Origin of the sequence: Hymenobacter coccineus, assembly GCF_001816125.1 — a bacterium.
In the GTDB taxonomy this organism is placed as follows: Bacteria; Bacteroidota; Bacteroidia; order Cytophagales; family Hymenobacteraceae; genus Hymenobacter; species Hymenobacter coccineus.
In genome coordinates this window covers 15,878-38,155 of record NZ_MDZA01000177.1, presented here as the reverse complement: position 1 = coordinate 38,155, position 22,278 = coordinate 15,878, and the positions used below count along the sequence as shown (strand labels likewise).

Below are 22,278 nucleotides of genomic sequence, written 5' to 3'. Positions count from 1 at the left end.
GGGCAATGCGCACCGTAGAATTTCGTTTCTTGCGGTAAATCTGCACCTTGCCTATGCCGACCGCGCCCGCTACTGCCCACCTCTACTCGCCCATCGGCCTGCTGGCCCTCACCGGCTCCGATGCGGGCCTGCACGCCGTACGCTTCCTGGAGGGTCCCGACGCGGCCGCGCCCACTGCGCTGGCCGATGTAGCCGAGTGCCTGCGCCCGGCCCACGCGCAGCTCGCCGCCTACTTTGGGGGCGAGCTACGCGCCTTCGACCTGACCTGCGCGCCCCTCGCCGGCACCGATTTCCAGCGGCAGGTGTGGGGGGCCCTGGCTGGCATCGGCCACGGCCGCACGCTCTCGTACCTCGACGTAGCCAAGCTGCTGGGTAACCCCGGGGCCGTGCGCGCCGTGGGCGCGGCCAACGGCCAGAACCCCATTTCCATCGTGTGCCCCTGCCACCGCGTCATCGGGGCCAACGGCAGCCTCACCGGCTACGCGGGCGGCCTAGTGCGCAAGCGCTGGCTCTTGGCGTTTGAGCGACCCCAGCAGGGCGGGCTGTTTGGGTAAGGGGATTTAAGAATTGAGGTTACTTAAAACGGTTAAATTGAGACGTTGATTCAGTAATGAGTAAAGTAATTTTGGGGTTCACCTTTATCCCTAGTTTCCATAATGGCTTACCAGATTCTACAAATTGCAGGTGGCGGCTCCCGCCTTATGAATATGGATAATATTGTTTCTCTCCATATTGAAGTTGTCGAATCTGTAGCCACTGGCGACCTCGAATATTTCGTTTGCTTTACTACCTCTTCACTCAAAGCTGATTGCAGAGTGAAATACGAGACTATGGAAGACGCGTTAGAATACTTGAAGGAAACGACGGGCATCGTTCAGGCTCCAGAGGTTCAGGTTTCTAGACCAGTTGTGACAGGTTTCAATACTAAGAGGCAATGAGAATGTTGACGTTTAGACATATATCTCTAAACTGGTTTCGCCCTCGCCTACGCCCCCTCACTACTCGCCCTGGGGCCCCTACGCCCCCACCAGTTTCAACAGCTCTTGGTAGATGATGTTGTGCTGCCAGTAGAGCTGCAACACCATGGGGATGTGGTGCTTGCCGGGCAGCACAGTGTAGCGCGGTGGGGCCCCACGGCCGTTAGCCGGTCGCGGAAGCGGGCCGAGCTGCTGCTGATGCTGGGGTAGGTTTTGCCCCCGATGAAGAACAGGAACGGTGGCAGGCCAGGCCGGATTTTGTAGATGGCCGAATTTTCGCGCCACACGGCGGGGTTAGTGGTAAAGGGCACGAGGTACTGCCGGTCGCCGGGGTACTCCAGCTTCTTCAGGTAGTCGCACATGTCCAGCCCGGCGGGGTCGTCGAGGATGGCACCGCGCACGGGGTTGGTGGGCAGGCCGTTGCGGGCCAGCAGGGCGTCGTCGGTGGCGAGCAGGGCAGCCAGGCCGCCGCCGGCCGAGTGGCCCATCACAAACACCCGGGCCGGGTCGCCGCCGTAGCTTTTGATGTTGGCCACCGTCCAGGCCAGGGCCCGGGCGCAGTCGGCGGCCTGCTCGGGCACGTGCACTTTCGGCGCGAGGCGGTAGCTGACGATGACGCCCACCACGCCCTGCTTGGCCAGCCGCCGCCCGATGAAGGAGTAGAAGTTCTTGTCGCCGCTGTTCCAGCTGCCGCCGTGGATGAACAGCACCACGGGGTAGCCGGCGGCGGGGCCCGCTTTTTTGGGCGCGTACACATCCAGCAGGTTGTACTTGGCGTCGAAGCCGGGCGTGGTGGCGGGCACGTAGGGCACGTCGGCGGTGCGGCGGCTGGGGCGGGCCATAGCGTATTCGGTGGCGCCCAGCACGGCGGCCAGCACCAGCAGAGCCCCCACGGGCGCCAGCAATAAACGGGAAATTCTCATGTTAGGGGTGGAAGTGAACGGCGGCGGGCACCGCCCAGCCGGCCGCGCTTACCTACGCCGGGCGGGGGTGCGCAGTTTGCCCCGGGCGGCGGCTACCTTTGCGCTTTCGGGCCCCGGCCGCATTTTATATTGGATTGGTTATGACGACAACTCGTGTGCTTACGACGGCTGGCCTCGCGCTGGTCCTGCTGGTGGGCAGCCCCCGCCTGGCCCTGGCCCAAAAGGTACGCCAGCCCACCGACGGCGGCCAGCCCGGCGCCGCCGCGGCCCCGCGCCCGGCCCGCTTGCAGCCCCTATTCGGAGGCCTGAGCCCGGCCCAGGCCACGGCCGCCTACGGGGCCCCCAAGCTGGAGGCCGTGGCCAAAAGCTTCGCCTCGAAGGAGGAAGCCAGCGCATTCTTCGCCACCAAGGGCTTCGAGTATCTATCGGAAAATCAGCCCGATACGGCCACCTCGCGCTTCAACCTGGCCTGGCTGCTCAACCCCCGCAACGCCGACCCCTACCGGGGCCTGGGCGTGGTGGCCAGCAGCCAGCCCACCCCCGATGCCTCCATTGCCCTGCTCCAGCAGGCCCTGGCCATTGCGCCTAACAATACCCTGGTGCTGAGCGACCTGGGCACGAGCCACCTCATCCGCTACGGCACCGGCAAGAAGAAAAAGGATCTCACCACCGGCATGGACCTGCTCCAGCGCGCCGTGGCCGCCGACGCCACCAACGCCAACGCCTGGCAGCAGCTGGCCCGCGGCTACTACTACCAGGAGAAGTACCCCCAGGCCTGGGAAGCCGTGCACAAGGGCCAGGCCCTGAGCACCGCCAGCCTCGACTTCAGCCTCGTGAGCGACCTGCTCGCCAAGCTGCCCGACCCGCAGGGCACGTTTAAGTAGCCCAAAAAAATTGGGCCGGGGCCCCACCGCCCGGCCGTTGCCGTCGTACGTACCGGCCGCCGCCGCTGGGCGGTCCCCGTTTTCATTTAACTTCTGCTCCCTTCATGGTTTTTTCGTTGCGCAATTGCCTGGCCGGTGGCCTCTTTGGGTTGGTTTTGCTGGCCGGGGCCCCGGCGGCCCGCGCCCAGAACGTGGCCCGCCGCCGGCACCACGACCACAACGGCCGCGCCTACTACCTGGGGCCCCTGCGGGTGAGCGCCGGTGTGGGCACGGCCTTATACAACGGCGACCTGGGCAGCAGCTTGGGCGACGATTTCCTGGGCCCCGCCCTCAACCTGGGCCTGCTCTACGGCCTGGGGCCCCACTGGCGCCTCGGCGGCGAGCTGGGCTACTTCGGCATGGGCGCCCGCGACTACCTGCCCAGCCGCGGCCTAGCCTTCTACAGCCACAACGGGCTGGGCACGGCCTTCGTGCGCTACGATTTGCTGGGCGACCCCTCGGTGTACGCCACCCCGGGCCCCACGCGGAAGGTGCAGCCCTTCGTGCAGGCCGGGCTAGGGCTACTGCTCTACAGCCCGCAGGCCTACCTCGGCACGGAGCGCCCCACCAGCAATACCGCCTACCTGCCCGCCGAGCGCAACGACTACCCCGCCCTGGCCGGCGTTGTGCCCATAGGCGCGGGCGTGGTAGTGCCCCTCACCGACCAGTTCAACCTAACGCTGGAGGGCAACTACTACTTCACCACCACCGACAACCTTGACGACATCAGCCAGCGCGGCAACCCCAACGTGAAGGACGGCTTCGGCACGCTGATGCTGAAACTAGACTACGCCATCGGCCGCTGAATCCCTTGCACTGCGCAGCAAACAAATAGGGCCCCCAGCAGTGCTGAGGGCCCTATTTGTTTGCTATTCAAAATCAACGTTTGCAGTAACCGCTCCAAATAAATTAAGATTGGCAATCAGCTAGAACTTTATTACTTAGCTCGTTGAAGCACTTTCGTGTAAATGCTTTCAATTTGATTTAAGGCATCATCAATGTCGAAGCGCAGCGCATTAGTTAAACCAGCCGAAATAGCAATATCGCGCTCGTTATCACTCATTTGAATAATCTTTTCCAAAGTAACCGCAGTTTCCACGGCCCATTTTTCTACACTAGCCGCTGGTTGATAAGGCCTGCGAGGCACTAAAAATCCGGCATTTCCCGCAACTTCCGTCATGGGGTCTTCACCAGTAGTCATTACCAGACATCCGGAAGCCATGGCTTCTGCAATGGGCCAGCCAAAGCCCTCGGCCAATGATGGAAAGAGAAAAACCGTTGCTCCGGCGTAAGCCAAATGCACAAACTTATCATCAAGCCCCCCAAATACGTGAATGTCCTTTTTGTATTTGGACTGCTTAACTGCTTCCATTGAATCTGGACTCAGGGCAGAACCAATTAATAACAAAGGAAGCGCTAGGCTGCTAATTGAACGCCACGCATCGTACAGCTCAATAACACCTAATCTATTCTTATACCATTGGTTACCACCTACATGCAGCAGATAGCCCTGCCCAATATCCAGGCCTATTTTTTCTCCTAGCTCACTTCTGGCAGCTACTGTATCGTATGGCTTAAAAAGTTTATTTAACCCATTGTACACCATTTCCGAAGTTTTCGGTGGCTTCGGCAGCAGCAGCTCAAGATCTTTCCTGGTTTTCTCCGATACGGAGATGAAATTCTCTCCCTGCGAGTACCCATTGTAAATCAGCTTTTGGTACTGGCGCCCAGTCCAGGAAGCCGGGTTCTCTGGTATTCTCCCCAACGCCGAATGTTGCGCCATGAAGTCGTGGCAGTGAATAACGTGGGGCCGACGGGCCAGCAACGGCACCCAGGGCCCCTGTGCTTGGTCAGCAAATACAAAAAGCGTATCGGCGGGTTGCAGCTTCAAGCGTTTACGTATTTGAGTGGGAAACACCAAGTATTGATCCAGGTAGCCCAGCCATTTCTGAATTTTTTTTGAGGTCGAAAAACGCAAAAAATAAGGAGTAGGTTTCCAGACTTCTGTGGTGTGCCCGTGCCGCTTCATCCCCTCCACCAGCATCTGGGTAAATTTGGGTATGCTGAGATACTCTAAGTAGGCCGGATGATCGAAAAACACAATATGCATAATCCAGAATGCGGGTTAGGGAGAAAGTCAGGGAAATCAAAAGGCAGGAATAGCCAATGCGCAAACAACAAAGCAACGGCTACTACATGAAATTGTAATAGCCGTCGCGAATAAAAAGCCCTGCTTCAAATTCAGGTGTACCGTTGCCTATTAGGCAAATATATGATCCTGAGAGCGGCCCAATCAATGCAGACGCGTACGGAGCGCCCCGATGGCAGTGGACCATAAGCCGAGGCCATTTTCAAATTTCGCTCAAATTACTGGGGCGAGCAATCGCCAGAGGCGGCCTAGCGGTAGCTGAGCCCGAAGCCCTTGCCCAAGCAAAACCCATTGCCAAGCGAACTATTCTAAATCGGCAAACCAGCCACCCGCGCGCAGTAAGGCCAACGTTAGCCATCAAATCGTTATCGAAACTTGCCGTGCCTAAAATCAGATCAGTCAGCCAATGGTAGGCCCACCAAGTGGCGTGTGGACCCGGTTTACAAGGCGAGCATGTGTTCTTCGCAAAGGAAATGCATGGGGCCCCATATCTGCTTTTAATTTATAAATAACGAAAATCGAGAACCATAGCTATCCACTTCACTTACAGTATTTCAAACTACTCAGGCTATATTTTTTATAAGCTTTATAATAGCTGCTTGGTAAAAAATTTATGAATTAGGGGCCCCTTGCTAGGCTGAATTTGAACCGAATAGGTCCCTGCCATAAGCGAGCTAATATCAATTAAAAAATCAATCGTTTCAGTATCGACCTCTAGCAAGGTTTGGCCAGTTATTGAGAAGACAGTTAGATGAGCTCCAGCTGACAGCAATTGTACGCGCAATTCGTTAACAGCAGGATTTGGATAAATCTGAATTTCTGAGCTAGAGGCAGCAAAAAGCACCGTTTTCACTGGTGAATACGTCGATGTACCGTCTGAGTCCAGTTCACGCAGCCGGTAGTAAACCGTTCCAGAAAACTTACTTCCTACCTCTTTATCAACAAATTGGTAAGAGGCGGCCGAACCTTGGCTGCGCACCGTGCCTACCTCTTTAAAAAGGGTAGCATCGACACTACGCTCGACGGCAAAATATTCACTGTTTTTCTCTGATGCTGTGCGCCAAGTAAGCAGCGCGTTTGGTTTCTGCGCTTTAACATCAAATTGCACCAATTCTACAGCCAAAGGATTGGCCACCGGAACCGTGAAGCTTGCCGCTGTGCTAACAAGACTGCGGTTGTTGGTTGCAGTGTAAGTGAATACTACATTTCCTACATAAGCAGTAGTTGGCTGAAAGCTTAACTTATTGGCTTGGTTGGCCGGAACCCAAACGTTTGGCTTAGCGAGGGTACCGTTTAAGTAAACGGTACCCTGATTGGCTAAGGGCAAAGTGCGCAGATTAAAGCCAACCACTTTCCCGCGTGGATCAGGATCAGAGCCAGTGAGAGCCATTAGCTGGGTTTCACTGACACTGCGCGGAATTATTGGGTTCGTTTTCGGGTCGGCAATGGGTGGCAAGGCACCGGTGCTCCCCGCTACTTCCGGGCAAGTAGAAGTACCCACCGAAGCATGGCTTACTCCATCAAAGCGAGTATCACCCAGCAAAATTGGCGAGTTAACCAAGTGCATATTGCACACCAATGTATTGTATGATGTTGAATTCAAATATATTGCCTTATCGCAGTTCACCGCTGTGTTATCCTGAAAGATACTACCCAGTACCCCAGGGGTTTGCTCATCAATATAATTACTAGCCCCTGGCTGAAAATGCACACCATTGATATAGCCTTCGGGGAAGTTACTATCAACCACTGCTGGCACATTGGGTTGGTGGGCCGTAAGCGTATTACGTCGGACTTCAAACCCAATTACTGAAGTACCAAAACTCCGTGGTTGCACATATTGTACGGTGTGTACACCAATGAATACGCCATTCGAGCCATCTGTATCGGCCACATTATTACCTATAACCTGTGAGTCATATACTGGCAAAAATTCCTGGGGTACTTTGCCGTCAATATTCTCCATTTGCCAGGGCGTAAAATCAATAGATCCACTATTTGTCAGAGTATTATTTACTATAGCCAAATCAGTGGTGGCGTTTTGGTATAGAGTAATACCGCGGCGGTTGCCTTCCAACGTATTGCCTTGCACCAGCCAACTGCGGGCTCCCCAGTTAAAGATAGCGTACCGGCTACCAGCCTGTGGAACAACGTCCCACGCACGATCTACTGTAAGATTATTGGCAGTACGGCTGGCAATGTATCTCCACTGCCCCATTCCGGCCCCCCGCACAATTGCCACCACTGGGTGCATAATCATAGATGGCCATCTTTTACTGTTATCCTGCATAGTAGTGGCAGTTGCACTGCTCACGGTACCAGCATCTTCGTCGATTCGCGAACCAGACCCACCCCCACCTTCAGCAATAATTGTTTCGCCATCGTTAATATTTTGCGCCGGGCCATTAATTACTTTGAATTGGTTTTGCAAGACGGCTATGTCTTGCGCAAAATTCAAAATCAAAACATGGTTCACCAGATTCAAAGAAGTCGGCCAACGGGCACTACCGTCGCGGTATACATTGTTACCTTCAAATATACCTCGGCTGGTATTATTTAAACTCAAACCATCGACGGCGTAGGTGAAACTATTATGTGACACAATAAAATCCTGACAGCCTTCTAACTGCAAAATCCCGTGATAGCCTGCTTTTGCATCTACGCCTTGCGTAAAGGTTGAGTTACTGATAATCAGCTTCGATGACTTGTGCCAAAATAGCCAAGAACCTAAGTTAAGATCAAATCGGATGCGTTGCATAAACAACTCGGTTCCCCTACCGGTCATATTATTATAGAAGTTGCCCGAATTATCTATATTTAGCAAGGTTAAATCGGCCAGACCGCCTTGTTTAATATTATCCCAAATAAGTCCCCAATGACCATCAGCACTCCAACCGGGTGCTTGCGAATTGTAGCCAAAACGAATGATTGTTAAATCTTTACCAGCCCCTTGCAACACTACCCGATTGCGCATATAAATCCCTCCTCCGGCAGTTAGAGCCAACTTATATGTCCCGGCCGGTAGAAACACTATTCCTCCACCATCGGCACTGGCTCGGTCTATTGCTGCTTGCAAGGCGGGTAGATCGTTGCCAATACCGTCCCCTACCGCCCGCTGGTTTAATCTCGCATCAGTACGCACATTATATATATTAGAATAAAAATTTAATTTGGCGGCCCATGGTACACCAAGTTTGAAATAATCAACTCCGCCCGCAATAGCCATAAGTGGTTGATCAACAAGCGTTTCACCTAGCTTCCCGCCTAAGCCATTGCTTACGAATACGTCATAGCGCTTGCCTGGTATTAAGGAAGCCGGAACTGTGAAGCGTAGTGCATACGAATCATTGACTTGCACTTGCGCTAACCCGCCACTGTTGCCACCATCTTGAGGCGACAATCTTATCTGTGGGGAACCACCCGTCAGAAGCAGGTTACGGCCAAACAAACGTCCATCGCCATTAGGTGTAATCTCCGGCGAATCGAAATGCAAGCCATGTGCTTGGTTAATGTAAACGGTAGAACTGCGCTTGCCCTGGTCCATTATCCAAACCTGATACAGATCAGGAGATAAATTTGCGGGCACCTGTGCAGTTACGTGGCCAGCGCTTTGCACAAGCACCGGAAGAATTTGGCTGGAGCTAGCTGTTCCAATAGACAAAAAGACCTGTGCAGCTGCACTAAATTGTCCTTGCAAGCTAATTGCTTCCCCAGGTTGAATGGTGCGACTTGCATGAATTATAACAGGCTGCGCTTGAGCTTTATGACTCGCATATCCCATCAACAAAAGCAGCAATCCGAAAATGTGGAAAAAATCTACACTTCTAGAAATAGTACGAATAATCATATTGTGTTTTATTAAAAATACAAACAATACGCTGTCTAGTACCTTTTTTAATAAATACAGCCAGTTGTAATCACTCAAAACTAACAACATATTTCGTTTTAACATTACCAATATCTTTTTTGTGCAAAATTTTTAGCTAAATGTAATTTTTATGTAGAAAAAATTTAAAAAACTCCCTTAATAGCGATTATAGCAATGCTTTACTTTTTGTGAACTAGATTATTTTATAACAATTTTAATAACGCAAAATAAATTTTTTATTGGCATGTTGTACTTATACAATATTGCAGATCTCATAATATATCGACTCATGGGATCTGTTGCTACGAAAGAATCCATGAGCAAATTGCTTAGGTAATGAAGTGGTCGGGTAAAAGTGGACACGGAGAAAGTTGAGGTGGTCGGGTGCTTGTGGACACGGAGCTAATGGTAGGTTAAAGCGATAGTGGAGTTCGATTTCGAGGGGTGTGCAGTAGCCCAGGGCGGAGTGTAGCCGTGGCGTATTGCAATAATGGTCCAGGTACTCGGCCAGTTCGAAGCGGGCTTCTTCCAAGTCAGCGAAGCAGGCCCCACGAGGCAGTAGCTCGGTTTTGAGCGTACTCCAGCCGCTCTCCGCCAAGGCGTTGTCGTACCGGTTACCGGGCCGGCTCAGGCGGGCAATGGCCTGGGTGCGATCGAGCAGGGTGGTAAAGGCGTCGCTGGTGTACTGGCTACCACGGTCGGCATGCACGAGTAAGCCGGGCGGGGGCTGGCAGACGGCCACGGCCCGGTTAAAAGCGGTCAGAACCAAGTCCGTATGCAGCGACTCGCTGACGTGCCAGCCTGCTACCCGCCGGGAGAAGGCATCGCGCCAGCAGGCCAGGTAGGCCCACTGCCCCGTGGCCAGGGCCATATAGGTGATGTCGCCCACCCAAATTTGGTTCGGGGCCGTGGCGGCGGGCCAGGTGGCAAGCTTGTTAGCGGCCGCCACGGCCTGCGGGTCAGCCTGGGTAGTGCGCGGCGGCCGGGTGCCGCTGCGCGTGCAGAGGGCACGTAAGCCACTGCTGCTGAGCCAACCGCGCAGCCGCTGCCGGCCCACTTCATGGCCTTCACGCCGCAACTGGGCCCGTAGGCGGCGCTGGCCATAGCGGCCGGCATGGGTGGTAAACACGCGCCGGGCCGCCACCTACCAGGCGGCAAGTGGCGACCCGGCCGCTGGGGTGGGCGCGCGCTTACACCAGGCGTAGTACCCGCTGGGACTGACGCCTAGTAGCTGGCACTGTTGCCGCACAGGCCAGCGCTGGGCACGTAAGGCACTGAAAGCAAAGCGTTTCATCGGCCCGTCGGTTGCGAAAATATCGTCAGCGCTTTTTTTAAAATATCGCGCTCCATTTCCGCGCGGGCCAGTTGCGCCCGTAACTGCTTGTTTTCCTGCTCCAATGCCTCGCTGCCCGCCGGGCGGGTGTGCTGCGCCCGCGCGGCGCGTACCCAACTGCCCAACAAGGCCTCGCTCATGCCCAGCGCCTGGGCTACCCGCGTGGCCGCCCGGCCATCCTGCGTTACCCGGCGGACCGCTTCAACCCGGAAGGCCGCATCATACTTATTTCTAGGCCGTTTGACGACTGATTTTTCTGCTTCCATGACAAAGAAAAATTACTTTCACCGTGTCCATCTCTACCCGACCACCTTGCCTTTACCCCCGTGCTCAACTACTGGGTCGTGAGCGCTCCGTCAGTTGGTTGCCATGGAACCGGCGTTTGAGCCACGACTATGAGTGTGAAATATCCGTGGCCGAAGCGTCCATTTACTTATCCAGCATTCGACACCCTATCCGTAAATTTTAACAGGCCCTCAGCAGTGGCTAGTAACCCGTCTAATTATCCAGACTTAGCGGAGTGCTGCATAGTGCCCCCTTACCCACATATCATACAGCAAATAATTAGTTATCTAAAAATACTCAGAAAGCAGTTGGTGAACACAGCCAAATTTTTTACACCGCTTCACCAATGGCTTATAACAAACCAAGATCATCATTCTGGCCATGCTTAATATGGCGTTTTTTAGCCTTTTAAACGGCTTTTCCTAAAAGAATTGCAGCCAACAGGCATAAAATCCGTTACTTTGCATCCCGGGTGAGTACACATAAGAGTTGATTTAAGCCTAATACTGCCTACATTCAAATCGTTTAAAAAAAAATACAATTCTTTATGCGCAAGACATTACAAAATTTCATCCTGTTTCTGTTACCTCTTTTCGTAGCGTGTGGGCCTACAAGAAACTTAGTCTACTTCAGCGATTTGAAGAGCAATGAAAATTACAGAACTACTACTGAAAACAATTCGGAAATTCGAGTTCAACCTAATGATTTATTGAGCATTAGGTTAACAAGCCTGAATCCTGAATCTAACGCCTTATTCAATAGAGGCATTATTCAGTCTAATGGTAATGCACTAAATGCTGACAGTGGTCCAACTGAAGGGTATTTAGTTGATAAAGACGGGTTCGTAAACTTTCCTGTTCTTGGCAAAGTGATGCTTGGAGGCTTAACCAAGGAGGAAGCAATAAACAAAATGACCAATCAAATTCAGCAATTTGTTAAGTCACCAATAGTAACCATTCAGCTCCTAAACTTTAAAATAACTGTTATTGGAGAAGTTAATAAGCCTTCCACTTTTATCGTACCAGGACAACGAATCAATATTTTAGAAGCATTAGGCTTGGCTGGCGATATGACTCCTTATGGAAAGCGAGAGAATATTTTACTAGTGAGGGAAAAGGATGGGGTCCGTAGCACAACCAGACTCAACCTAAATGATAAAGAGTTACTAAATTCTCCATATTTCTACTTACAGCAAAACGACGTAGTTTATATCGAGCCAGACAGATTGAAAGAAGTACAGGCAAGTACTAACACGCGAACAATTACTCTTGCCACAATGGCAATTTCTATTGCTGTGGCTTTAATATTTAACTTCCAAAATATTTTTAAATAAGCTGATGAATTACCCAGACAAGAATCTAGACTCCATGAATCTTGGAGAAATAGAACAGCCTAGTTATAAGCATGTATTGTCAAAATACATGCGCTATTGGTATCTGTTTTTACTGGGGCTTATCTTGAGCCTTGCTGGTGCTTTTTTATTTATAAGATACACTGCTCCCCAGTACAGCATTAGTGCGTTACTAATGATAAAAGACAAAAAGGATAATAACGCGCCTGTCAAAAACGAGCGATTCAGCGATTTCAATGATGTCAATGTTTCGAAAAATATTGATAACGAGATTATAATCTTGAAATCTACGAGCTTAATGCAGAAGGCATTATCAGAGCTATCACTCGATGCCAGCTATTATGTCAAGGGGCGGGTTCGCAATCAAGAAGTGGCCCAATCTGAATTACCATTCAAATTAATCATCAGCAACTTAGATTCAACAGCTTTTGATAAAACAATTATTATTTATCTTAAAAGCGGTAATTCTTTTGAATTAGAAGAAGATAACCAAAAGGCAACTTATCAATTTGGTCAATTAATTCATAAGAAATACGGCGCATTTACCGTAGTGGCTTCGTCGGATAAATTACCGGCACTGACTACAAAGCCAATAATTGTTAAATTTCATGATATCCGTAAGCTAGCTAATGAATATTCCAGGAAGCTAGCTGTATCAATGGTAAACAAGCAATCAAGCGTTCTATCGATGAACTTAGTTGATGCTGTACCCGAGAAAGGCAAGGATATCCTGAATAAGCTCATTGAAGTGTACGACAAGGAAGCTATGAATGATAAAAATTCTGTAGCATCCAATACCATAGCTTTTATTGACGAGAGACTTAAGTATTTGGGAGCAGAAGTTTCAAATGTTGAGAAAAAGGTTGAGGAGTTCAAACAGAAGAATCAAGTTGCTGATGTCACCTCGCAAATTAATCAATCATTAGAAGAAGCGAGCGTTTATAACAAACAAGTGTCAGAATATAGCATTCAAATTGCTATGCTAGAATCTATAGAAAGCTACATAGATCAAGCAGCTAATCAGCAACAGTTGATTCCTGGAACGCTCAACATTCAAGATGCAACGCTTTCAGGTCTCATCGCAAAATTCAACGAACTACAGTTAGACCGTGAAAGAATGTTACGTACTGCACAGGCTAGCAATCCAGTAGTGGAAAGTATGACGGAGCAGATTAATAATCTGCGGGTCAACATCGTTAAGAATATCGAAAATGTAAAAAACGGTTTGTTAGCTTCCCGAAGAAGTTCACAAGCAAAGTCAGGTCAATTCGGAGCCAAGATGCAACAGGTGCCAACCATAGAACGGGGCCTAGAGACAATTAGCAGACAGCAAGACCTCAAGAGGGCACTGTATCTGTATCTGCTACAGAAGCGTGAAGAAGCAGCTCTCTCTCTCGCCGCCACGGTTTCCAACTCACACGTTGTTGATCCTGCAACAGCAGGGGATGATCCGATTAGTCCCCAGAAACCTGCTGTTGTATTGATTGCACTCGTGCTGGGCTTGGGCTTGCCATTTGCTTTCGTTCAGATCAAGGACATGATGAACGATAAGGTGCAGTTACGCAGAGATGTTGAGTGGAATGTAAATGCTCCTATTTTGGGGGAATTGGTTCACAATAAATCTCGGGAAACTGTGGCTATCTCAAAGGATAACCGCTCACCTCTTGCGGAGATGTTCAGACTTATTAGAGCCAATTTTCAGTTTGCTACAGTTGGCAAAACGAATAAAATAATTCTGGTAACATCAAGCATGAGCGGAGAAGGCAAGTCCTTCTTTAGTCTCAATATATGTTCCAGCTTGGTATTAGCTAACAAAAAGGTGCTGCTGATCAATATGGATCTGCGCAAATTAAATAACTCTGCTTCAAACTCAATAAGCAATAAAGGAGTTACGGACTACTTAGTTTCTAATACTATTTCGGTAGACGACATAGTGCAAGAATCATTAGATGTGCCAGGCTTATACGTCATAAATTCAGGGCTCTTGCCTTCAAACCCAGCTGAACTCATGATGAGTGATAGAGTACCACAAATGCTGAACGTACTCAGAGAGAGTTTTGACCATATCATCATTGATTCGGCTCCAGTTGGGCAAGTATCTGATGTATTTGCACTAGCACCTTACATTGATGCAACGATCTACTTGGTTAGGTACGATTTCACCTACAAGTCACAACTTGATATAATTAATAAAATTGCAGCCGATAATAAGTTAAGTCGCATCATGCTTGTTCTTAATGATGCAAAAAAGAATAACTCTCAGAGTTATGGTTACGGCTACGGAGAAGTAGGAGTTAAGAACGATAAAGATTTAGCGTGATTCTCATTGACTATTTCTAAATAGTCAATGAGAATCACGCTAAATAAATATGTATTTTTAATAAGTATTTTTCTGCCTATGTCAACAACATCGCGCCTGATATCCGGGAGCGCAGCATCTTGGGCACAGATATGTGTTACGATGATATCCCAAATAGTTTTGGTGCCGTTGTACCTTTCACATTGGAGCGTAATAACGTATGGAGTCTGGTTGGCTATACAAGCGTTAGTGAGCATAATGTCAACCGTTGATTTCGGACACCAGGAATTTCTCGGTTATGAGTTTTTGCGTATTGGCCGCAACGAAAAACCAGAATTGAGTAGATATATATGGTCTGGAATAAGCGTTGGGTTGATAATCAGCTTAGTTCAAATTATTTTTATTCTTCTTTTTCTAGCTTTTGGCGTTTTGCCCACATTACTGGGTAAATCAGAAGTAACAGATACCACTCTTTTACGAGAAGCTGGATTAGTCTTACTGCTTCAAGGAGTGACTTGGCTGGTTAGTACAAGTATTACAGGCCTGCTCTTTAGGGCTCTCGCGCCATTTGGTTATTATCCTCGCATGATATGGTGGGGAATACTTGGGTACACCATCTCTTCACTAGCACCTGTCACTGTGGTCGTGTTAGGGGCTAGCCTACTCACTGCTGGTGTTGTCTCAGCCAGCGCTTCTGTGATGGTCAGCATACCCGTTTATATAGATCTGTTCCGGCTTCTCCGCAAAGAGGAGATTCATTTTAGCCGACCATCTGTTCGATTAGGTTATCAAAACTTTATTAGATCACTCGCGATATCCGGCAAGGGACTTTTAGAGAATGCTCGTCAGCAAGGGGCGCGTTTGGTTCTGTCTCCATTAGCTGGTGCTACTGGTCTCACTGCCTTCTCAACCATGAGAACGGGAGCCAATGTGTCTTTACAAGGCTTGAATACCATCATTAACCCACTGATGCCGGAGTTGATGCGTTTCCTTCACCAACGTGATCAGGCACGTAGTGAGGCTGCATTCGGCACGGTTTGGTTCGTATTGGTGGCAGTTATTGCTCCTGCCATGGTTGTATTACAGGCCATTATTCAACCGCTCTATTTGATGTGGACGCGAGGCCAGATCCCATTCGATCCTTTACTTTTTGCTACGCTCTCGCTAAGTGTTTTGGTTTATGCCGCAGCACAACCAGCTATTGCAGTTGTGAAGGGAAATAATCTATTGAAAGCTCAATTAGGATTATCGGCCTTGGCTGCAATAGTTGTAGTTGGAGGAATATTTGTTTTTGTACCTATGATGGGCATATTGGGCGGGGGAATTGCCTTACTGCTCGCTGAGGTAACCGCAATGATTGGCTACAAAGTGGCAGCCAAAAAATGGCTAATAGCAAATGGGCTATTATGGCCTCGACACCATTTCTTAATTGCTCTTACTTCGGTTGGAATTGCTACAGTAGGATTAGGTGCATTGGTCTGGATTCCCGAAGGAAAATGGTTTATTGTGATTGGGTCTCTGACACTTCTTTACATAAATCTTTGGCGCTATTGGCATGCATTACCCAAATTAGCTACACAGCATGCTCTTCGCATAATGAGCGCTTTCCCTGGACTCAGCAGTTTACGGCCGCAGTAAGGGCAGTAATTTATAATGTTCTTATATAATAGAGGCAGGTAAAATATCTTATAGAATTCACGGTATATAATTCACGTGTCAAAAACATGAGATACAAGACATATCCAAAGATTGGGGAATTTTTTAAACCTAATCCTCATGCGGAAAGTAAATTTCTTTACAGTGTAGTGCATTGGTCATGGATTGCATTAGCTGCCACCTGCACTTTTCAATGCATATTTTTCGCTTCTATCACTAATATCACTGCACTCATCAGTATTATCGTAGCATGGACGGTAGCCACAAAAATATTTTTGCGGCCTGCCATGCTTAGGAGTCATCCGTTATCTGCTTTTCTTATTATTGGCTTTATAGCAACCCAATTCTACTTTCCACTGTTATTTACTACATTAGAAGGTAAGCCAGTCATATTTAATCTAGAGTATCCATATCAAGTATTTTTTCACTCTACTGCTGCGCTTTTTATTTTATTATTGAGCCATACGATTTATAGAGCTTTAATTAATCAGCCTTTGAGCGTCCCTTCTTCTTTTCTCAATAAGATAGGGGTCTTCTCACCACCCGTTGATCTGCAACTCTGGCTGATGGGTTTTATAGGATTAGCGGCTACAACCTACGTTTACCTACTCTCTCCTAATGTGGGTTGGGAGGTATCGGGATCTGCATCTGACAAGGCAATTCAAGGGTTGATACCCTTCTCATACGCTCCATACTTTATTCCTTTTGGAGCGCTATACGGCAATTACAAGACTCCGACCAAGCGTCTAATACCATTCTTACTAATCTTTACGATATTACTTTTTATAGTTAGTATCGGCCGCAATAGCCGTGGTGCATTCATGCTGGGATTCACTTCTGTAGGATTTGCCTACGCATTGGGTCTGTTGCTTGGTGTTTTTCAAACACAGCTGTTTACAATAAAGAACCTAATCATTGGATTAGTTGCCTTCCTTATCGTTACTGGCCCAATTGCAGATCTAGGTACGGCAATGGTTATCATTAGAGGACAGCGCAATAAAATATCAAACTCAGAACTTATCGATTTAACGCTGCAAGCGTTCAACGATAAGCAGGCTATTAAAGCCCGCCGACTAGAAGATAATCTAGATCAAGGAGATTGGGATGAGCGTTACTTAGATAATATATTTACTGCCCGATTTTCGAATTTGAAATTTAATGATGCCAGCCTTGCTCAAGCTAATAAAATAAGTGATCAAGATGACGGCATGCTGCAGTATTCTATCAAGTACGTTTTGGGTGCACTACCTGGGCCCGTGCTGACTGCGCTGGGTGTAGATGCCGATAAAGATGCGGTTTATGGCGTGTCATTTGGTGACTATCTTTATTCTGAGGCGGGCGGACCAGTGGAAGCGCTCGGCGGTTTTCGCACAGGGCACTTTGCTGGAACTGGGATGGCTTCTTTCGGCTGGTGGTATCTCCTGATTCTGGGAGTTGGAATGTTTCCAGTCTATTGGTTATTCGATAAGCTTATTATGGTAGTGAATTCGCGCGATTCAAATCCGACACCTCCAGCGTCTACATTGAATATCAGATTCAGCCTCTGTGGAATGTTAGCCTTAACGTCGATATTTCAGTTCTTGCCAGCAGAATCAGTGACTATAACCGCAACCTTTTTGTTTCGTCACTGGATTCAAATGGTGGTTTTATATGCTGCAATTTTTTATATCACGAATTTGATAGCTAAGCTTTTTAAATCTCCGCAAAGGCGTTTAAATCGTGCGCGTTAGCACTTTGGTGCGTTAATGATACACACCGTAGATAGAGCATGCTTACCAACTCTTCTACTTCGCAATAATTAGCAGTTACATAACCCAGCAAATTTTTCTCAAATTTCATTGCACGTCACTATCATGGCAAATGTTTTATATATCGGTGATAGCAACCTGGGTTCCACATCGGGGCACCGTGCGAATGCGCTAAAGCGCCTTCAGCACAATGTAAATATTCAGGACCCTTACCAAATATTTGCGAATCAGTTGAATTCCCGATTGATGAGCCCGATTCATTATCGGACTGGTTACCGATTGCTGCAAAGGTCAATGGTGCAATGGATAATTGACTTAGTGAGCGCAACGCCGAAGCCTGACGTAATATGGGTAGATAGCGGCGAATTATTGGGGCTAGCTTGTCTAAAAGAACTTCGGAAATTTGGCTGCCCTATCATCCTCTACAACGTAGATGATCCAACGGGCAAGCGCGACGGCCGACGTTTTGACTCACTCATCAACTCTATTCAAGAGTATGATTGCGTAGTAGTAGTGCGCCGGGAAACAGAAGAAGAATGCAAAAAACTAGGGGCTAAACAAGTAATAAGAGTGTTGCGCAGCTACGACGAAGTAGAGCACAAGCCTTTTGCGAATTTGAGTGATATTCCGGCTAAGTATATTTCGGAAGTTGTTTTTATTGGCACTTGGATGCGGCATGAGAAACGTGATGAGTTTCTACTAGAACTGCTAAACCAAGGGGTACCAATCAGCATTTGGGGAGGCCGCTGGCAGAAATCCCCCAATTGGGCGGCGCTTGAATCGGTTTACTGCGGTGGGGCCCTGAGCGGCCGTGATTACGTAGCTGCAATTCAGGGCTCTAAGCTTTGCCTTGGTTTGCTTTCGAAAGGAAATAGGGACTTACACACTCAGCGGTCTCTCGAAGTACCGTTTGCTGGCGGATTGCTGTGTGCTGAGCGCACTACTGAGCACCAGGAAATCTACCAAGAAGGAAAAGAGGCGGTATTTTGGTCGGACGCCTCGGAGTGTGCTGAAGTATGTAAAAAGCTATTGCTAAATGACGCGCTACGGGAACAAATTCGATTAGCTGGCACGGCGAAAGTAAAATCGCTGAAAGTAGGCAATGAGGATATTTGCCGTCGTATTTTGGCTGCTGTACTCCAATAGCTAATAGACTTCCCCCTACTCCACCACCAGCCCGTACTTTTCCAACAACCCCGGCAGGCTGGCCAGGACGAAGCGGGCCCCCAGGAGGTTGTTGGCTTCGGGGTCGAGGGTGAGGGCGGTGGCGGTGCGGAAATCGGCCCCGGCCAGCTGGGTGTCGTGGAAGACGGTGCCGGCTAGCGAGCAGTCGGCAAACAGGGCCCCGGTGAGGTCGGCGTTGGTGAAATCGGCCTCGTCGAGGGTGCAGTGGGCGAAGCGGGTGGCCGGCATTTTGCGGCCCCCGAAGGTGGCGTAGCGCAGCTGGCAGTGGTCGAAGTGCACACCAAACAGCATATCGCGGCAGGCGCCGAAGGGCACGCCCAGCAGCTTGCAGCCGTCGAAGGCCACGTTTTGCAAAGCGGTTTGGGTGAGCTGCGCCGCGGCCAGGTTGCAGCGCTCGAAGCGGCAGTCGAGGAAGCGCAGGCGGCTGAGGTCGGCCCCGCCAAAGTCGCCGCCGATGAAGTGGAACTGCTCGAACTCGGGGCCCTCGGCCAACAGGCGGCGGGCGTCCCAGCGCTCCACCACCTGGTCGGAAGGGAAGCGGGTGGGCGGGCGCAGCACAACGGGTTTACGGGACGGTTTCATGGGCGCGGGCGGCGAGCGGTGGGGCCCCAAAGTAGGGCCGCCGGCCGGCGCGCTTCATGCGGCGTACCGGCAAGGGCGCGTTCTTTGCGGCCACTTGTGCCATTACGCCCGCTCGCTGCCGCCTGTTTCCGCCCGGCGGCGGGCCCGGCACAACCCCAGGCGGCCTTTCGCAGTTTAGCGCGAACGGGCCGCCGCGCTCATCTTCATTTCTGCTAATGGCTGCTCGCTCTGTCTACTTTGAAAATGCCGCGGGGCGCGTTTGGGAAGAACCTCAGCACTACCTCCGGCTCGATTATTACGCCGGCCCGCGCGAGGAAGTGGCCTTCCGGGCCCTGCTCACGCACGCGCTGCGAGCCATGACGCGGCGGGGCTGGGGCAAACTGCTCATCGACCAGCGCAAAATGGCACCCTACTCCGACGCCGAGCGCGCCTGGATGGTAGAAGAGTGGCTGCCGCGCGCCATCCGCGAGGGCGGCTACCGCTACGGGGCCGTGGTGCTGGCCGAAAATGCCTTCGCCCGCGTCAGCATGACGCGCCTGGCCATGGCTTCGCGCGAGCTGGGCAACACTTACAAAACCTTCGATACCGAGGACGAAGCCATGGGCTGGCTCACGCAAGTTGGCGTGGCCGCGCGGTAGCGCACAGCCGTTTTTAGGCGGGTTGGATGAGTTGGGTTAATTTATTTAGGACGTCGGGCAGAACGATTTGCTCGGTCTGCTCACAAAAAAACAGGGCCCCGGCGCGCAACGCACGGGGCCCTGTTTTTTGCTAATTCCCATCCACTAGTGCCGCGGCTTGGCGCGCTCGTACTGCACGGGCCAGGCCACGTCGGCCCCCAGCTCGTGGGCGGCGTGCAGCGGGAAGTAGGGGTCGCGCAGCTCCTCGCGGGCCAGCAGCACGAGGTCAGCCTGGCCGCTGGCCACAATTTCTTCGGCCTGGGCCGCGGTGGTGATGAGGCCCACAGCCCCGGTGGCCACGCCGGCCTTGCGGCGAATGCGCTCGGAGAACTCGACCTGGTAGCCGGGCGTGCTCGGGATGGTGGCGTGCGGCACGTTGCCGCCCGTGGACGTATCGATGAGGTCGGCGCCTTCGGCTTTCAGCACTTTGGCCAACTCCACCGAGTCCTCGATGGTCCAGCCGCCTTCCGTCCAGTCGGTGGCTGAAATGCGGACCAGCAGCGGCAAGTGGTTGGGCAGCAGGGCCCCCACGGCGCGCACCACTTCCACCGTCAGGCGGATGCGGTTTTCGAACGAGCCGCCGTATTCGTCGGTGCGCTGGTTGCTAAGGGGCGAGTAGAATTCGTGCAGCAGGTAGCCGTGGGCGGCGTGGATTTCAATAATCTGGAAGCCCGCCGCCAGGGCCCGCACCGTGGCCGCCCGGAAATCGGCAATGACCTTCTGAATGCCGGCCGCGTCCAGGGCCGCCGGGCGCGGGTAGTCGTCGTTGAACGGGGCATCGCTGGGGCCCACCACCTGCCAGCCGCCGGACGTCATCGGCACAGCGCCGCTGCCCTTCCAGCTGGTGTAGGTGCTGGCCTTGCGGCCGGCGTGGGCCAGTTGGATGCCGGGCACGCTGCCCTGGGCCGTTACGAAATCGTTGATGCGCTTGAGGAACGGGATGTGCTCGTCTTTCCAGATGCCCAGGTCGTCGGGGGTGATGCGGCCCTCGGGCGACACGGCGGCGGCCTCGCTGATGATCAGGCCGGCGCCGCCCACCGCCCGGCTGCCCAGGTGCACGAGGTGCCAGTCGTTGGCGAAGCCGTCGACACTGCTGTACTCGCACATGGGCGACACGACAAGGCGGTTCTTAAGAGTAACGCCGCGCAGGGCGAAGGAATCGAAAAGGGAGGGCATGGGCAAGAGGGGTAAGGACCAACAACCCGGGGCCCCGGCCGATGGTTTGGGGCCCCGCGGCCCGGGGTGGCCGGGGCGGGTGTTCCCGGGTTTACCCCGATTGCGCCGCGGCGGTTGCACTGGGGCACCGGGCCGCGGGCCGTCGCAGCCCTACTCAACGGCAGCGGCGGCGGGCAATACCTTTGCCCAGCCCGTTGGGGGCCCTGTTCACCGGGGACTTGCCACCTCCTTTCTCACTTGCCCATGTTTAAAAAGGTTTTTCTGGCTGTGCTCCTGCTGAGCGCGTTGGCCGGCCCGCTGACGGCCCAAACCCTGAAGCTGGCCACCTACAACATCCGCTACGACAACAAGCAGGACACCGCCAACGCCTGGCTCCGGCGGCTGCCGCATCTGGCGGGGCTCATCAAATTCCAGGACTTTGACTTGCTGGGCACCCAGGAAGTGCTGCGCAACCAACTGCTGGACCTGGCCGGGGCCCTGCCCGGCTACGCCCACGTGGGCGTGGGCCGCGACGACGGCAAAGAGGCCGGCGAATACGCGCCCATCTTCTACAAGAAAGCCAAGTTTGAGCTGCTCAAGCAGGGCACGTTCTGGCTTTCGCCCACCCCCGCCGTGCCCAGCAAGGGCTGGGACGCCGCGCTGCCCCGCATTTGCACCTGGGGCCAGTTCCGCGACCGGAGCACGGGCTTCGTGTTCTACTTTTTCAACACCCACTTCGACCACATCGGCGTGGTGGCCCGCCGCGAGAGTGCCAAGCTGATTCTGGCCAAGGTGCAAGCCCTGGCCGGCACCGGGGCCGCCGTGCTGAGCGGCGACTTCAACGTGGACCAGCGCAACGAGAGCTACGACCTGGTGAATGCCTCGGGCCGGCTGAAGGACGCCTACGCCACGGCCGCGCTGGTGTACGCGCCCAGCGGCACCTTCAACGACTTCGATACCAAAACCAAATCCGACGCCCGCATCGACCACATTTTCCTGAGTCCAGCATTCACGGTGGCCCGCTACGGCATTTTGACGGACACCTACGGCGGCGGCAAAACGCCCTCCGACCACTACCCCGTGGCCATTGAGGTGCGCTACGCCCGGCCCAAATAGGGGCCCCAGCGGAAAGATGAGGCCCTAGCAAGCGCGGCCGTAGCAACGCAA

18 protein-coding genes are annotated in these 22,278 nt (G+C 51.9%); 11 read left to right on the top strand and 7 right to left on the bottom strand.

What is annotated here, in order from left to right; translation table 11 throughout:
- The first annotated feature begins 53 nt into the window (after positions 1–53).
- Positions 54–554, top strand: a complete 501-nt coding sequence (locus BEN49_RS11560; protein WP_070743536.1) for a methylated-DNA--[protein]-cysteine S-methyltransferase — start codon at positions 54–56, stop codon at positions 552–554.
- Positions 555–656: 102 nt separating this feature from the next.
- The gene (locus BEN49_RS11555) at positions 657–938 is read left to right on the top strand and encodes an adenine nucleotide alpha hydrolase family protein (RefSeq protein ID WP_070743533.1); all 282 of its coding nucleotides are present in this window, start codon (positions 657–659) and stop codon (positions 936–938) included.
- 95 nt (positions 939–1,033) lie between these two features.
- On the opposite strand, the gene BEN49_RS11550 is transcribed toward BEN49_RS11555, so the two are convergent.
- Positions 1,034–1,900 (bottom strand): alpha/beta hydrolase, encoded by an 867-nt coding sequence (locus tag BEN49_RS11550; RefSeq protein WP_317040441.1) that lies wholly within the window; start codon positions 1,898–1,900, stop codon positions 1,034–1,036.
- Positions 1,901–2,040: 140 nt separating this feature from the next.
- Here BEN49_RS11550 and BEN49_RS11545 point away from each other — a divergent pair, with 140 nt between their 5' ends.
- The gene (locus tag BEN49_RS11545; protein ID WP_125916772.1) at positions 2,041–2,784 is read left to right on the top strand and encodes a tetratricopeptide repeat protein; all 744 of its coding nucleotides are present in this window, start codon (positions 2,041–2,043) and stop codon (positions 2,782–2,784) included.
- Between the two features lie 104 nt (positions 2,785–2,888).
- Positions 2,889–3,629: an outer membrane beta-barrel protein gene (locus BEN49_RS11540; RefSeq protein ID WP_070743528.1), complete on the top strand. Its 741-nt coding sequence runs from the start codon at positions 2,889–2,891 to the stop codon at positions 3,627–3,629.
- Between the two features lie 131 nt (positions 3,630–3,760).
- Here the strand turns inward: BEN49_RS11540 and BEN49_RS11535 are convergent, their stop codons facing one another.
- From BEN49_RS11535 to BEN49_RS11525, 4 genes are all read right to left on the bottom strand, one after another.
- Complete coding sequence (locus tag BEN49_RS11535) at positions 3,761–4,933, bottom strand: glycosyltransferase (RefSeq protein WP_070743524.1); 1,173 nt, start codon at positions 4,931–4,933, stop codon at positions 3,761–3,763.
- A 625-nt stretch (positions 4,934–5,558) separates the two neighbouring features.
- The gene (locus BEN49_RS25630; RefSeq protein ID WP_158022864.1) at positions 5,559–8,897 is read right to left on the bottom strand and encodes a T9SS type A sorting domain-containing protein; all 3,339 of its coding nucleotides are present in this window, start codon (positions 8,895–8,897) and stop codon (positions 5,559–5,561) included.
- Between the two features lie 196 nt (positions 8,898–9,093).
- On the bottom strand, positions 9,094–9,969 hold the full coding sequence (locus BEN49_RS11530; protein ID WP_158022862.1) for an IS3 family transposase: 876 nt from the start codon (positions 9,967–9,969) through the stop codon (positions 9,094–9,096).
- Positions 9,970–10,130: 161 nt separating this feature from the next.
- Positions 10,131–10,439 (bottom strand): transposase, encoded by a 309-nt coding sequence (locus BEN49_RS11525; RefSeq protein WP_070743519.1) that lies wholly within the window; start codon positions 10,437–10,439, stop codon positions 10,131–10,133.
- Positions 10,440–11,095: 656 nt separating this feature from the next.
- On the opposite strand from BEN49_RS11525, the gene BEN49_RS25625 reads away from it, so the two are divergent.
- The 5 genes from BEN49_RS25625 (at position 11,096) to BEN49_RS25620 (ending at position 18,658) form a co-directional block, all read left to right on the top strand.
- The gene (locus BEN49_RS25625) at positions 11,096–11,791 is read left to right on the top strand and encodes a polysaccharide biosynthesis/export family protein (protein ID WP_239691912.1); all 696 of its coding nucleotides are present in this window, start codon (positions 11,096–11,098) and stop codon (positions 11,789–11,791) included.
- Between the two features lie 4 nt (positions 11,792–11,795).
- A complete protein-coding gene (locus BEN49_RS11520) occupies positions 11,796–14,129 on the top strand; it encodes a GumC family protein (RefSeq protein ID WP_083326008.1) in 2,334 nt (777 codons plus the stop codon).
- A gap of 237 nt (positions 14,130–14,366) precedes the next feature.
- Positions 14,367–15,746: a polysaccharide biosynthesis protein gene (locus BEN49_RS26830; protein WP_125916770.1), complete on the top strand. Its 1,380-nt coding sequence runs from the start codon at positions 14,367–14,369 to the stop codon at positions 15,744–15,746.
- 86 nt (positions 15,747–15,832) lie between these two features.
- Positions 15,833–17,494 (top strand): hypothetical protein, encoded by a 1,662-nt coding sequence (locus BEN49_RS26825; protein WP_125916768.1) that lies wholly within the window; start codon positions 15,833–15,835, stop codon positions 17,492–17,494.
- A gap of 123 nt (positions 17,495–17,617) precedes the next feature.
- Positions 17,618–18,658 carry a CgeB family protein gene (locus BEN49_RS25620; RefSeq protein WP_083326011.1) on the top strand — a complete coding sequence of 347 codons (1,041 nt, stop codon included), beginning with the start codon at positions 17,618–17,620 and terminating at the stop codon, positions 18,656–18,658.
- 15 nt (positions 18,659–18,673) lie between these two features.
- On the opposite strand, the gene BEN49_RS11515 is transcribed toward BEN49_RS25620, so the two are convergent.
- Complete coding sequence (locus BEN49_RS11515; protein ID WP_070743516.1) at positions 18,674–19,279, bottom strand: pentapeptide repeat-containing protein; 606 nt, start codon at positions 19,277–19,279, stop codon at positions 18,674–18,676.
- A 215-nt stretch (positions 19,280–19,494) separates the two neighbouring features.
- On the opposite strand from BEN49_RS11515, the gene BEN49_RS11510 reads away from it, so the two are divergent.
- The gene (locus tag BEN49_RS11510) at positions 19,495–19,917 is read left to right on the top strand and encodes a hypothetical protein (RefSeq protein WP_070743513.1); all 423 of its coding nucleotides are present in this window, start codon (positions 19,495–19,497) and stop codon (positions 19,915–19,917) included.
- A gap of 144 nt (positions 19,918–20,061) precedes the next feature.
- Here the strand turns inward: BEN49_RS11510 and BEN49_RS11505 are convergent, their stop codons facing one another.
- On the bottom strand, positions 20,062–21,132 hold the full coding sequence (locus tag BEN49_RS11505; RefSeq protein ID WP_083326007.1) for an NADH:flavin oxidoreductase/NADH oxidase: 1,071 nt from the start codon (positions 21,130–21,132) through the stop codon (positions 20,062–20,064).
- Between the two features lie 243 nt (positions 21,133–21,375).
- Here BEN49_RS11505 and BEN49_RS11500 point away from each other — a divergent pair, with 243 nt between their 5' ends.
- The gene (locus BEN49_RS11500) at positions 21,376–22,227 is read left to right on the top strand and encodes an endonuclease/exonuclease/phosphatase family protein (protein ID WP_070743507.1); all 852 of its coding nucleotides are present in this window, start codon (positions 21,376–21,378) and stop codon (positions 22,225–22,227) included.
- Positions 22,228–22,278 lie beyond the last annotated feature (51 nt).

Bases quoted from the DNA above. Each gene is read 5' to 3' on its own strand.
- BEN49_RS11560 (WP_070743536.1), top strand. From the start codon at position 54: ATGCCGACCGCGCCCGCTACTGCCCACCTCTACTCGCCCATCGGCCTG.
- BEN49_RS11555 (WP_070743533.1), top strand. From the start codon at position 657: ATGGCTTACCAGATTCTACAAATTGCAGGTGGCGGCTCCCGCCTTATG.
- BEN49_RS11550 (WP_317040441.1), bottom strand. From the start codon at position 1,900: ATGAGAATTTCCCGTTTATTGCTGGCGCCCGTGGGGGCTCTGCTGGTG.
- BEN49_RS11545 (WP_125916772.1), top strand. From the start codon at position 2,041: ATGACGACAACTCGTGTGCTTACGACGGCTGGCCTCGCGCTGGTCCTG.
- BEN49_RS11540 (WP_070743528.1), top strand. From the start codon at position 2,889: ATGGTTTTTTCGTTGCGCAATTGCCTGGCCGGTGGCCTCTTTGGGTTG.
- BEN49_RS11535 (WP_070743524.1), bottom strand. From the start codon at position 4,933: ATGCATATTGTGTTTTTCGATCATCCGGCCTACTTAGAGTATCTCAGC.
- BEN49_RS11525 (WP_070743519.1), bottom strand. From the start codon at position 10,439: ATGGAAGCAGAAAAATCAGTCGTCAAACGGCCTAGAAATAAGTATGAT.
- BEN49_RS11520 (WP_083326008.1), top strand. From the start codon at position 11,796: ATGAATTACCCAGACAAGAATCTAGACTCCATGAATCTTGGAGAAATA.
- BEN49_RS26830 (WP_125916770.1), top strand. From the start codon at position 14,367: ATGTCAACCGTTGATTTCGGACACCAGGAATTTCTCGGTTATGAGTTT.
- BEN49_RS26825 (WP_125916768.1), top strand. From the start codon at position 15,833: ATGAGATACAAGACATATCCAAAGATTGGGGAATTTTTTAAACCTAAT.
- BEN49_RS25620 (WP_083326011.1), top strand. From the start codon at position 17,618: ATGGCAAATGTTTTATATATCGGTGATAGCAACCTGGGTTCCACATCG.
- BEN49_RS11515 (WP_070743516.1), bottom strand. From the start codon at position 19,279: ATGAAACCGTCCCGTAAACCCGTTGTGCTGCGCCCGCCCACCCGCTTC.
- BEN49_RS11510 (WP_070743513.1), top strand. From the start codon at position 19,495: ATGGCTGCTCGCTCTGTCTACTTTGAAAATGCCGCGGGGCGCGTTTGG.
- BEN49_RS11505 (WP_083326007.1), bottom strand. From the start codon at position 21,132: ATGCCCTCCCTTTTCGATTCCTTCGCCCTGCGCGGCGTTACTCTTAAG.
- BEN49_RS11500 (WP_070743507.1), top strand. From the start codon at position 21,376: ATGTTTAAAAAGGTTTTTCTGGCTGTGCTCCTGCTGAGCGCGTTGGCC.